This is a genomic window from Acetobacterium tundrae (genome assembly GCF_008086615.1).
In the GTDB taxonomy this organism is placed as follows: Bacteria; Bacillota; Clostridia; order Eubacteriales; family Eubacteriaceae; genus Acetobacterium; species Acetobacterium tundrae.
This window is the reverse complement of record NZ_RXYB01000002.1, coordinates 73,505-85,745: the sequence shown is the minus strand read 5'-3', so window position 1 is coordinate 85,745 and position 12,241 is coordinate 73,505. Positions and strand designations below refer to the sequence as shown.

Here is a 12,241-nt window from a genome sequence, read left to right as displayed (position 1 = left end):
ATTTTCCACCTCTAATTTTAATGTAATTAAATTCCTTCACTTTCCTCTTTTGCTCTAATATCACGATAGCGTACATGAACTTTTTCAATCCGCTTGCTCACTTCCGTGGATACATCAGGAGTTTGGAATTTTCTGAATAACAACCATAAAACGCCTAGCACCAGCCAGCCCAAGAAAATATAGATAAACCAGCTATACGGAGCCGCCAGCGAATTGGAATAAATGCTCCCAACAATCGGTATGAATAATATTAGTACTGACGCCACCGACAAAACAACATTCTTAATTTTTAATTCTTTTTCACGGTATAAATAAACAGGTGCTGCAACGGATATGAGCGTATAAAGGGTAATGAATCCATAAGTTGCAATGGTCCCTACCCAACCATATATTTCAAACAAACCAGCTCCCGTTCCAATTAAAATTATCGGAATAATCGCTGCGATTGTTGCTGTAATTGTTATTGCAATGTGCGGAGTTTTGTTTTTTACATGAGTATTACCGATAAACGAATGAAATATGCCATGTTGACTCATGGTAAAAAATATTCTTGCGCCAGAATTTGTGCACGCCAGAAAGCACGCCCAAAAGCTTATCAATGCTCCTATCGAAATAAGCGGACCGAAGAATTCAATGCCATATTTAGAGGCAATATCGGATAACGGAGCGGCGGCGGCATCAAGGGTTGTACTGCTGCCGCTAAATCCTAAAACCTCTGAATAGGACAGAACAACAAAAAATATTCCGACAAATAAAGCACTCGTCGTAATTGCCCTTGGTATTGATTTCAGTGGATTTTTAGCTTCATCACCCAGCGCGGACGCACTTTCAAAACCGGTGAAACTAAAAAACGCCAATACCAATCCGGTTCCAATACTTGTAATTGAAACACCTTCTAAAGAAAACTGCCCAAAGTCAAACGAAAATCCATTGGTTATGATTACAAATACTGCCAGAACAATGATTAGAATTAACGATATGACTTCAAACGCAAGCATTATTTTAGTTGATAGTTTAATATCTTTGTAAGCCAAAAACCAGGCAGCTGCTGCCCCCACAATTGCGATCAGTATCGGCGGGAGACTGATTCCGCCATACCCAAATAATACATTTGCATAATTTACAAAGCCGCTAAGCACAGCACTTGCGGTTAGGGTATAGGCCAATATCAACGCCCATCCGGCAATGACACCCACATCTGTACCAAGACCCTTTGCTACATAGGCATATAATGAACCAGGGGATGCCGATCTTCTGGTAAATTGATTTAAATTTGCAGCTACCAGGGCTATTGCTACGGTGGCAAATAAATAGGCCAGCCAAGTTCCATTTCCTGCTGTTGCAAAAACAAGGGGAATAACTAAGGCTGGGGTAGCACTCGGTGCAATATTCGCCACGGATTGTCCCAGTACTTCAAGTTTCGTCAAATAGTCGGATCTTAAACCCGATTTACTGACTTTTTCTTCATTAACATTTTTGCTCATTTTATATAATCTCCTTATAATATAAATATTTTTACACTCACTCAAATTTATATTATGCTACAACATCGTTTCATAAAAATTTCCTCCTTTGATTTTTATTAAATCAACAGAAATCCATTTAGAATTCCTTTTGTTTCCATTTATGGGCAGTCTCAACAAATTCCCTGATATTTTCTTCCGGAACATTTCCCGCCAAATCGCAGCCCGGGAACAAAATAAAACCAGTTTTTTCTGTTCCTTTTTTTAGGCATCTGGCCGTGGATCTCCAGACCTCATCTTTGGTTCCAAATTCCAAAACATCCACCGGATCGACATTTCCGGCAACGGATATTTTATCGCCAATTATCGCCATTGCTTTGGCGACATCTACTTTTGTATCGATTGATAAACTGTCTATCCCAGTATCGGGAAAGAGCTCAAGCCGGTCCGTGATATCTCCACAAATATGTAACATGACCGGTTTATCAAGCTCTTTAATTCCCCTGACGACCTTTTTAAAATAAGGCAATACCAACTGCTCGAAGTGTTTTTTAGATATTACATCCCCGGAGGCACTGGGATCAGCAATAAATGCTCCATCAACATTGCCTTCTTCAATCATTAACTTGAAATACCCTAAAGACAGTGCGGTGGTAAACTCAAGAATTTTATGAACTAAGCGCGGATTTTTATAGATTGCTTTTGAAAATTTTTCAAGGCCAAACAGTTGTGTGGCAAGGGTAAATGGCGCACGTCCACTTGCTAAAATCAATTGTTTGTCTTCTGAAAGATCCACCAATTCTTTGGCTGTTTCAACCAGCCATCTCACTGATTGGTTTTTCAAGGCCGAATCAACTGAAAGCCGTGATAAATCAGCTTCGGTTTTAATCAGCTCGGAGATAATCTGCGGTGCACCTTTGTTGTCAAATTTGACCTCTCCGCCCAAAGCTTTTATTAATAATGCCGTTGATCCCGTTCCAACCATGACAATATCCGCATTGAGTCTTTTATTCACTTCGTAAAAGACATTGGCCGTTTCTTTCGACTTTCCAATTAAACCCTCGAGTGTTAATCCTGAATTTATGATCGGCCAGCTGCCACCAAGAAAAACCCCAACCGGTACATATCCAGTGTTTTCTCTTTTAAAAGTCTTTAGTGTCATTTCCTTTGTGTTAAGCAAATTATCGCTCCCTTCTTATTGAAAAAAAGAAAAGACCGCATCCTATTAAAATGGATACAGCCTCTAGTTTTCTAGTCGGCAAGTATAAAATTTTGTTTTTCCTATCTGTAGGTGTCCAACACTTTATTATAAATATCCTCAATTAATCGCAGCCCACCTCTGTAACCGGCATAACCGGTGGTTAAAATCATCCGATAGGGTGAAGGCAATGCGGCCGATAAAAAATCATAACCTTTTTCTTTTGCCAGCTCCTTATCCCAACCGCTTCCGATGATTAAGCCTCGTCCGGAATGTGAAATATTTTTAATTATTTCCTGCGCTTTGCCTGCATCAGCAAGAAAATAGATCGGGATCTGCTTTTTATCTGAAATTTTCAGACTGATTTCTTTGATTAATTCCTGATATTCTTCAGGCGTATCATCGGTGATAAACAACTCGTGCGGAATAATTCCAACCTCATGGAGTAAGAACTTTGATATCCCCAACACATAGCTTGCATCTTGCAATATATGGACAAAGCTGGGCAGACCGTAACGGAATTCAAGCAAAAATGTTGCCAGATTGTCAATTTCTTCATAAAAGGAAAGTTCTTCTCTTGCAATAAAGTGCTTTGCCCGTTCCATTGAAAGCGCCGCCCCATGGTCATTTGCAAAGGTGGTCAGTTCCTCTAAAAATCGCGTGGTTTCATTTCCACCGATGGGGATATAGGGAAATTGAAAGAATGGCTGATTGTATTTTGTTTCCAGATTTTTCACAATTTCTGTTCCATACCAGGGTGAGATGAGAACATTAAATCCGGCTGTTGGGATACTTTTCCACTCATCAACGCCCCCGGAGTAGGGTCCAAACAAAATATTTGCTTTTAATCCAATTCCTTCAATCAGACGTTTATATTCTTCAAGATTACCTTTCCAGAAAGGATCCTGATAGGGAATGGATGCAAAAACATTAACGAGCTTGCTATCTTTATCCGCCGCTGTCTCCGAAAATTGATCGACGTATTGATCAATAATCGCATTGACAATGGTGCTGTGAGATTCGTAATTCGTTGCTTTAAAACCAGCTGTTTCGACATAAACAATGGGCTTTCCTTCATCAGCAAATTCACTGACAATGCTCCCAACATCATCGCCAACAATGGCTGATGTACAGCCTGTTAAAACCACCTGCAGATCGGTGTCCAGTACCTTGTATGTATTTTTAATGAGTTCTCTGAGTTTTTCCTCTCCCCCGAAAATAACTTCAGACTCGCTAAAATTCGTACATGGAGCGGTACTTCCTCCGGAATAACCGGTCGCTCTTTCGAAAAAGCCGGATACCATGGTTCCGCAGCCAGGACCTGAATGCAGAATGGGGACTGCCCTGGGAATTGCTACAACCGTCTGCATGCCACCGATCGCACACATAAATCGCTGTTGCTCAATAAGTCCTGACATCTGAATTACCTCCTAAAAAAGCATATGGATCCTGATCAAGCCACCACTTTGTATAAGGGTTGATCGCGTGTTTTTCCAAATTTTTCACAAATTCATCATTCTCCATTGTTTCAAGAATTCGCTCCCCATACTGAACGATGCCCTGATAACCCATTCCAAAATGTTCATCCCCTATCAGTAAAGATGGAATACCAAACTTGGCGCCCCACAGGGTCATGCCACCATGACGAGCTAAGAGCACATCCGGTCGAACGCGATTCAAAACATTGACTAATTCATATTCCTGTTTGTTGCAAACATTGTAGTTCGGAATATTGCCATAATCGTTCACAACATTTTGCAAGGTGTCCGACTCGATGGACTCATTATCATACACCGGATCATGGTGGAAAATAGCCGCTCCCTGGGGTTCCATACCAAGCTCCTTTAAAAGCGCCAGTAAAGAATGCCCATGGGAAGCGCCGGCCGTAACATAAGCCGTTTTTCCAGCCAATTTTTTGCGGAGCTCTTCAATTTGTGGGAGCCATCGCTCACGCTCTTCGTCGATAAATTTTTCAGCTTCTTTTTCTCTGTTCGTTATTCGTCCCAGTTCTCTGAACCATCGATCCGTTTGAGCAATCCCATAGGGAGGGGAAACCCGTATCTCCGGAACACCGAATCCCTGTTCCAACGCCGCACCTAGATACGATCCCAGCGTAGAACAGATCTGAATCGTCGCGATTGCTTCAGAAGAATGGGCAATTTGATCAACAGTGGCGTAGGGGGTTAAGTAATTCGCCCTTAACCCCAGTCGCCCAAACCAATCGGCAAAAATATCAGTTCCCCAGAAATTGATGATATTAACGAGATCCGTTTGTTTTTTTTCTGCTTTTTTAATTAATTTTCTGGCGACGCCATGATAACCGGCATCAAATCCCGATGTCCATATTTTTGATCGAAAGCCTTCACAGAAAATTGCAACCACCGGAATGCCGATTTCATCCTCCGCCTCTTCAGCAATACTTTCGACGTCGTCGCCAATAATGCCGGAAGCACAAGTTGTGATGACGAAAATCGCTTTGGGTTTTACCCGGCGTTCAACTTCATAAATCGTATCAAACAACTTTTGGCTGCCACCATAAACGGTATCTGTTTCTTTCATATTTGTGCTGAAAATACGTCTTTGCGTTGGATTATCCACGCCCCGATGAACACCATTTACCCGATAGGTAAACGCAAATTCATGCAGACAGCCGGCACAACCAACTGGTCCGTGGCTAATGACTGCCGCATCTTGAATCAATACAACGGTACACGCCGCATTTGAGGTAGAACAACCCAGGCACTGACTAAAGGAACGACTCTTATCTTTCAGGCTGCCACATCTGGCCGAATCAACCAGCTCTTTTGCACTTCCTTCAAAACCCGTAATCGAGCCGAGACGACGTTCTCTTATCTCAACTTCAGCTTTTTCTAAATTAACTTTGCTCAATAATCATACCTTGCCTTTTTTATTATTTATTTTTACTGCCTTATTATTTTTTAAACACTTGCTTAAACGACTGATCCAAATCATTGATTAAATCTTCTGGATCTTCAAGACCAATGGATATCCGAATCAAATTGGGTTCGATGTCCGCGTGATTCTGTTCTTCCGGTGTTAATTCACTATGAGTTGTTTTGGGAGAATTAATAATTAACGATCTTGCGTCCCCCACATTGGCATGATAGCTGAATATTTTTAAAGCCTGGATAAACGCCTTGCTTTTTTCGATACTTCCGAGAAAACCAAATGAAAAGACTGAACCGGTTCCCAATGGGAAGTACTTCTTCGACAACTCATAATATGGACTAGTTTCCAATGACGGGTATTTAATCCATTCAACATGTTCGTTCTTTTCCAGGTAAGCAATGACTTTTTTCGTATTTGAAACCTGTTTTTGAATTCTTTCCGATAAAGTTTCGATTCCAAGCAATAACAGATAAGCATCAAATGGACCAATCGCTGCGCCCAGATAGTTTAAATAATTCAATCTTATTCTTGCCGTAAATGGAAAATCCGGGAATTTTTCAACAAAACTTCTTGGATTATCCTTATCATCTCTTTGCGTATAGTGCTTTTCCTGGAATTGCGGGAATTTGCCGTTATCCCAATGAAATTTTCCACTTTCCAAAACAAGTCCGGCAATCACATTGCCGTGGCCGTTAAGGGCTTTTGTCCCGGAATAAACAACAACATCTGCCCCATATTTGATGGGATTAAATAAATAAGGGGTTGCAAAAGTATTATCGACAACTAAGGGGATTCCATATTTATGTGCCAGTTCTGCTAAAGCTTCAATATCAACAAGGGCGCCGTTGGGATTGCTGATTGATTCGACATAGATAGCTTTGGTATCCGGTTTAATTTCTTTTTCCAACTCTTGCAGATTGTCAAAATTCCTTGATAAATCAAAATGAATGCCGAATTTAGGATAAATTTTCTTGAAGCTGTCTGAGGCGGCTCCATAAATGTAGGCACTGGATAATATTCTTCCACCGTCTTCCGCAATATTTAGAATGGTATAAGCAATCGCAGCCATTCCCGATGCAACTGCAATTGCACCAGCCGCGCCATCTAAAGCTGCCACTCTTTTTTCTAAAACATCGACGGTTGGATTGTTGACGCGAGTATATAAAAAGCCCTCCTCATTTCCTAAGAACAAATTTTCTGCACGTTCAGGACTTCCTAGATCATATGCTGCGGTTTGATAAATAGGAACTGCCACCGAATAATTATGATCTTCGGGATTGTAACCCGCTCTCACTTTTAACGTATCAAATTTAAAATTTTCTGTAGCCATAATAATTTCTCCTTTATTTTTTGAATTTTTATTACTTGATTGTATAAGTATATATAAACAGGCTCTCTATCACGAGGAACTTGCTAATCAGCAAGATTTATATTACATCATATTTTTTTATATATGAAGAAAATCAACCATGTGAAAAAGTATCTTTTACGGCCAATCGTTTAAGATATATTTGCTCACCATAGTCTTTTCCTCCCGGAACACCAATCGCATCAGCACGACATCGCTGACAATGTCTGAAAACATCAATATACTCTTCTGCTTCCTGCCTTGCGCCATCAATATCCGAGCATTCCGGCTCAATACAATTTGCCAATTCGTGTTGGGGAATTAATGGAATGATGTTATACATAGAAGCTCCGGCTTTACTAACAGCTTTTGCAACTTCCTTAATGTGAGCTCTATTGATCTCCATGATCAAAACCGTATTAACTTTTACCACAATGCCTGCTGTTGTTATTTTTTTTATTCCTTCCAGTTGGTTTCTGATGAGAATTTTGGCTGCCTCTTCACCACTATATTTTTTCCCATGATAGTGAATTCCCGAAATAATCTTTGCCTGAATTTTGGGATCCACGGCATTGACCGTAACCGTCAATGTATCGATTCCCAACGCAATTAATTCCTCTGCCCGTTCATTCAAGAGAAGTCCATTGGTACTCATGCATTTTAACAATTCCGGATATCGCTCTTTTACAAGTTGAAATGTTTGAATGGCACCTTCGCTCGCTAATGTATCCCCGGGGCCGGCTATTCCCGCCACCGTAATATCCGAGCACAGTTCTAATGCTCTCTTAATCGACTCGATTGCCTCTTCCGGAGTAATAATGACAGATGATACGCCGGGTCTATTTTCATAATCATTTATTTTTCGTTCACAAAACTTGCATTCAATATTGCATGCCTGGCACACCGGTAAATGAATTCTACCCTTGTTTTTCTGTGCCCCAAAACACGGATGAAGTGACTTTACCCTATCTAGCTGACTCATTCATCTATTCCCTTCCGTTAATTCTTTAAAAAATTCTTTTAAGCAATCATCAATAAAACCTATTGCAATCTTCACACAAATGCCACGTTCATTTAGCGCCTCTACCGCGCCATACCCAGCTTGCACTGCTAAAATATAAGAGCAATCATCAATGATGTCAATGGCATCCTTGAGTTCTTTGTTATTATGATCTCCGCCGTTGCAAAATGCTTTGCCTCTCCTTAACTCCAGGAATTGGAAACGGTCTTCTAATCTTTCAAAAATATAAAATTGTTGGGCATGACCAAAATGTTGATTGATAAATTTACCGTCAGAACTTACTGCTGCTATTCTCATTTTTCTCACCTTATCTGCAAGCCACTGAGCTGTATAAACTCTTTCTTTTTAAATTTTACAAAAAAAAGGCTCCAGAAAAAAATCTCTTTTTTCCTGAAACCTCTAGTTTTCTAGTCAGTTTCTATCGATATTTGTAAATAATCTCAGTCTTTTATAACCATTTCAAAATTGCTGGTTTATTAAATCTACCCTTATTATTCTTTTCGATTTAAATTGGTTTATTAAATTACTGTATTCATATATGTAATATATGAATTGTATTTTAATATATCTCCGGTAGTATGTCAACTTCTTTTTTTATAAGTTTAAAAATACTATCAGCGTCTATTTTTTCTTAATTTCACATTTTATATCTGAAATCTGATAGTCGTATATTTTACCGTCACAATCATGAAAAATCACTTGATTGTCATAAAATTCAATCTTAATTGGCGCTATTATCCAACCATCGAGTAAAATGCTGCTTTCAATAAGCGTGGGTATAAATTCACGTCCTTGATTATTATTTTCTCTCACACTTATTTTATTTGTTGATGTTATCAGACTGGCAATAGTGCCATCTTTATAAAATTTAATCGAATTAGCATCGCCAAATATCCCGATTGCATTAAGATCATAAGCTTGAATATTGCCAATTGGTGTTGAAATCCATGTTGGAACATTTGGTTCTAATGACTCAAGAGCTCCACCTTCAAAAAATGATAGCCCAATTCTTGCATTTATTGTTCCATACTCTGTCTGCACTGAAACAATCTCTTTTTTCCATAATGTGAGACTCTTTAGCTGGCCATCAGGGTAAAAGCATAAATTAATAAATCTATTTGTAATTTCTCCAAATCCACATTTTATGGTTAAGGGTATCGACAATTGATATTCATCATCTTCATTCCAATATGAGCTTATTTTTCCATTCAACATAAAAATCCGATCAATCATTTCATTTTCATGAAAAGTAATTAATTCTGCGGGAACCATTCCCATCGGCGTTTGCACGGGAGTTTGTTTTGCTAAAACGATGCTTTGTAGTTTCCCGGAAGCATAGAACGACAAGGAATTTATATACTTGTCTCGCACTTCCCAAATGGAATATCTTGGTATCAAAGTACCGTCCAGCACAGTTAACTCATTTTTTTCTTTCAACATACATTCTTTTAGCTGCCCATTTGTATAATACTCAGCATTGATAATCCCAGATACGATTCCATAGGTCGTTTCCACTGATGTTTTCAATTTTTCAATACCTGCCATCCTCAATATTATTTATTTTTCAAATAGTAATTGTTTATCTTTTCTATCGCCACAGATAAATCATGTGGTGCTTCAAGAGTATTGATATTATTCTCCATCAATACTTTATAGGGTCTCATACCGATCTTACTGGTTAATAAATATGTACAATCGCTCAGCAAATTGCTCACATAATCCAGGAATACATCATTGTGACCGCTGCATTCTCCAAATTTCCCCTGTTCGGTTGCCAATTTTTTGATTTCAGCTTCTTCTGCTTTTCTTAATTCTAACATCTCCCATTTCCCGGTTTCTTCAATTTGAAGAACATAAAATATTTTAGTATTGCCAAAATGTTGATCAATGCATTTACCATCTGAAGATGTAATCGCCACTCGATACGACATTTTTTCACTTCCTTTCTGAAAAAGCATCTTTATCTTAAGGTGTAGATGTAATATAGATTGTATTTCTAAATCTCCACTTATCAGGCCAGTTTGCTCTGGCTACATATTCATACTTTATAAATATGTTTATATTGTTTTGAGTATAAATCCATTGTTCTCGCTTGTCAACTTTTTTTATTTATATATTTGAATTTTAATCTTTTATAAAAAAATATTGACAAATAATTGAAAGTAGCTTAAATTTAATACATATTATTCGTATATGATATAAGTATATTACAAAAATCATTATTTCAATTATCAAATTATGATCTGACTGGAAAACCAGAGGATACTTCTTTACTGTATATTTAGCAGATATGCTTTTTTGAGTTGTATTCTTTTTTTATTTATTTTAAAAAGCACTAAATTTCATTAGCTAGTAATTTGATATCTATTCATATGTGAAAAAATTTATAATAATTTAAAAATCATTAAGGAGAAGTTCAAATATGTCAGAAAAAAAATTAAGACAAATTGCCATTTATGGAAAAGGTGGCATAGGAAAATCGACCACCACTCAAAATCTAACAGCAGGTCTTGCCCAACTTGGTAAACAAGTTATGGTTGTCGGCTGTGACCCAAAGGCCGATTCAACACGGCTATTATTAGGCGGATTGGCTCAAAAGACGGTTTTGGATACTTTACGAGAAAAAGGACAAGGTGTGCAGTTGGATTCTATTTTGAAAAGTGGCTATAATGGAATTCGTTGTGTTGAGTCTGGTGGACCAGAACCCGGTGTGGGTTGCGCCGGTCGGGGGATTATAACATCTATTGGAATGTTAGAAAATCTTGGTGCCTATACCGACGACTTGGATTATGTATTTTATGACGTTCTGGGGGATGTTGTCTGCGGAGGTTTTGCAATGCCCATCCGAGAAGGGAAAGCCAAAGAAATTTATATTGTTGCCAGCGGAGAAATGATGGCTTTATATGCAGCCAATAACATTGCCAAGGGTATTGAAAGATACGCCAGAAAAGGCGTTGTCAGACTTGGCGGGATTATTTGCAATAGTCGGAATGTTGATAGAGAGATGGAACTACTTCGAGCATTTGCTGAAGAATTAGGCACAAATCTGATTTATTATATTCCGAGAGACAACATTGTTCAACGTGCCGAAATACAGAAAAAGACAGTAATCGAATATAATCCTGAAGTCCCGCAAGCAGAAGAATACCGTCAATTGGCAAAGGCAATAGAAAATAACGATTCATTTGTCATCCCAAAACCAATGACTCAAGAACGTCTTGAAGAAATTCTGATGAAATATGGTTTACTGGATTCACTTAACGATGATTACCGAATTTAATGCCGTAATTTCAAACCATCACTTCATTGAAAAATTCTTTGATTTTTTTCAATGAAGAAAATCAAAGAAGGACGAATTATACACATAATTCGTCCTTCTTTATCATGTTCAGTAGTTGTTTAACAGGCGCCAATTAACAACCAAAATTTCCACTATGTCATTCATTTGCTGAAAAACAATCATTTGTTCGCTCTTTTATCTGACGCCAGTCTGTTTGAGTCATTTATTTTCTGTGCAAATGACCAACATGATGCTGGTCGTATTCCAAAACATGCAATTCTTTCTCCTCAATAAAGTGATTGTTCTTTAATTTTATTATAATGAGCATCTAGTAAATACGACATTATGATTTGCATTAAACAAATAAAGCTTTTATTAAGAAAAAAAGCAAGGGGGGCCGGTACCGTTTTCTACTTTAGTTTGGCTGCTAAAGCCGAAATGACTTCCACGCAGTTATCAATGCCAAGTCCGCCGCTATCGAGACACACATCGTAGGTGCTCATACTTGCCCACTTTTTTTCGGCGTGAGCGTTATAGAATTCTGAACGTCGTTTATCCGTTTTTCTCAGCGCCGCATGCGCTTCCTTTTCCGATATATGGTACTCTTTGATGACTCTTTGGCTTCGCACATCATCATTTGCATGAATGAATACTCTCAGACAATTTTTTCGATTGGCTAATATCTGGGTTGCACAGCGTCCCACTATTACAGCATTTCCGGTAAGTGACAGGCGATTGATGATGTCACTCTCGGCGCAAAATAATTTATCCGACAGCTGTTGATCTTCAGTGAAGTTTGCTACTCTGGCCATCGCACTGATAATGGGGTTTGTTGCGGTCTCTTCCAAATGTTGAATATAATCCGTTTCGATATTCAGTTTTTGTGCCGCCATCTTAAGAATTTCTTCATTGTAAAATTCAAAACCCAATTTCTCCGCTAATTTTCTTGCGATTTCCCTGCCACCGCTGCCATACTGTCGTTCAATTGTAATAATTCGATATTTTCCCATTTGTTCCTCCT

Annotated in this window: 11 protein-coding genes; 1 reads left to right on the top strand and 10 read right to left on the bottom strand. The window is 38.6% G+C overall.

All coding sequences use genetic code 11. From position 1 onward, the window contains the following. Positions 1-26: 26 nt before the first annotated feature. The 9 genes from FZC40_RS01910 to FZC40_RS01870 form a co-directional block, all read right to left on the bottom strand. Positions 27-1,484 (bottom strand): APC family permease, encoded by a 1,458-nt coding sequence (locus FZC40_RS01910; RefSeq protein WP_148602254.1) that lies wholly within the window; start codon positions 1,482-1,484, stop codon positions 27-29. 118 nt (positions 1,485-1,602) lie between these two features. Then, the gene (locus tag FZC40_RS01905) at positions 1,603-2,643 is read right to left on the bottom strand and encodes a uroporphyrinogen decarboxylase family protein (protein ID WP_148602253.1); all 1,041 of its coding nucleotides are present in this window, start codon (positions 2,641-2,643) and stop codon (positions 1,603-1,605) included. A 101-nt stretch (positions 2,644-2,744) separates the two neighbouring features. Beyond that, positions 2,745-4,079 carry a nitrogenase component 1 gene (locus tag FZC40_RS01900; protein WP_148602252.1) on the bottom strand — a complete coding sequence of 445 codons (1,335 nt, stop codon included), beginning with the start codon at positions 4,077-4,079 and terminating at the stop codon, positions 2,745-2,747. Continuing rightward, entirely contained in the window at positions 4,063-5,550 is a 1,488-nt protein-coding gene (locus FZC40_RS01895) for a nitrogenase component 1 (RefSeq protein ID WP_148602251.1), read from the bottom strand. The genes FZC40_RS01900 and FZC40_RS01895 overlap by 17 nt, the downstream gene beginning before the upstream one ends. A 43-nt stretch (positions 5,551-5,593) precedes the next feature. Beyond that, complete coding sequence (locus tag FZC40_RS01890; protein ID WP_148602250.1) at positions 5,594-6,901, bottom strand: O-acetylhomoserine aminocarboxypropyltransferase/cysteine synthase family protein; 1,308 nt, start codon at positions 6,899-6,901, stop codon at positions 5,594-5,596. 133 nt (positions 6,902-7,034) lie between these two features. Then, complete coding sequence (locus tag FZC40_RS01885; RefSeq protein WP_148602249.1) at positions 7,035-7,901, bottom strand: radical SAM protein; 867 nt, start codon at positions 7,899-7,901, stop codon at positions 7,035-7,037. Further along, positions 7,902-8,237 carry a NifB/NifX family molybdenum-iron cluster-binding protein gene (locus FZC40_RS01880; RefSeq protein ID WP_148602248.1) on the bottom strand — a complete coding sequence of 112 codons (336 nt, stop codon included), beginning with the start codon at positions 8,235-8,237 and terminating at the stop codon, positions 7,902-7,904. Positions 8,238-8,561: 324 nt separating this feature from the next. Continuing rightward, positions 8,562-9,485, bottom strand: coding sequence for a hypothetical protein (locus FZC40_RS01875; protein ID WP_148602247.1), 924 nt, complete (start codon positions 9,483-9,485; stop codon positions 8,562-8,564). Between the two features lie 8 nt (positions 9,486-9,493). Beyond that, a complete protein-coding gene (locus FZC40_RS01870) occupies positions 9,494-9,871 on the bottom strand; it encodes a NifB/NifX family molybdenum-iron cluster-binding protein (RefSeq protein WP_186843895.1) in 378 nt (125 codons plus the stop codon). A gap of 491 nt (positions 9,872-10,362) precedes the next feature. Between FZC40_RS01870 and nifH the strand changes: the two genes are divergently transcribed. Further along, positions 10,363-11,220, top strand: coding sequence for a nitrogenase iron protein (gene nifH, locus FZC40_RS01865; RefSeq protein WP_148602245.1), 858 nt, complete (start codon positions 10,363-10,365; stop codon positions 11,218-11,220). A gap of 410 nt (positions 11,221-11,630) precedes the next feature. On the opposite strand, the gene FZC40_RS01860 is transcribed toward nifH, so the two are convergent. Beyond that, positions 11,631-12,230, bottom strand: a complete 600-nt coding sequence (locus tag FZC40_RS01860) for a cytidylate kinase-like family protein (RefSeq protein ID WP_148602244.1) — start codon at positions 12,228-12,230, stop codon at positions 11,631-11,633. Between the last annotated feature and the right edge of the window lie 11 nt (positions 12,231-12,241).

Excerpts from the sequence above, each read along its gene's own strand:
- FZC40_RS01910 (WP_148602254.1), bottom strand. The coding sequence starts at position 1,484 with ATGAGCAAAAATGTTAATGAAGAAAAAGTCAGTAAATCGGGTTTAAGA.
- FZC40_RS01900 (WP_148602252.1), bottom strand. The coding sequence starts at position 4,079 with ATGTCAGGACTTATTGAGCAACAGCGATTTATGTGTGCGATCGGTGGC.
- FZC40_RS01890 (WP_148602250.1), bottom strand. The coding sequence starts at position 6,901 with ATGGCTACAGAAAATTTTAAATTTGATACGTTAAAAGTGAGAGCGGGT.
- FZC40_RS01885 (WP_148602249.1), bottom strand. The coding sequence starts at position 7,901 with ATGAGTCAGCTAGATAGGGTAAAGTCACTTCATCCGTGTTTTGGGGCA.
- FZC40_RS01880 (WP_148602248.1), bottom strand. The coding sequence starts at position 8,237 with ATGAGAATAGCAGCAGTAAGTTCTGACGGTAAATTTATCAATCAACAT.
- FZC40_RS01875 (WP_148602247.1), bottom strand. The coding sequence starts at position 9,485 with ATGGCAGGTATTGAAAAATTGAAAACATCAGTGGAAACGACCTATGGA.
- FZC40_RS01870 (WP_186843895.1), bottom strand. The coding sequence starts at position 9,871 with ATGTCGTATCGAGTGGCGATTACATCTTCAGATGGTAAATGCATTGAT.
- nifH (WP_148602245.1), top strand. The coding sequence starts at position 10,363 with ATGTCAGAAAAAAAATTAAGACAAATTGCCATTTATGGAAAAGGTGGC.
- FZC40_RS01860 (WP_148602244.1), bottom strand. The coding sequence starts at position 12,230 with ATGGGAAAATATCGAATTATTACAATTGAACGACAGTATGGCAGCGGT.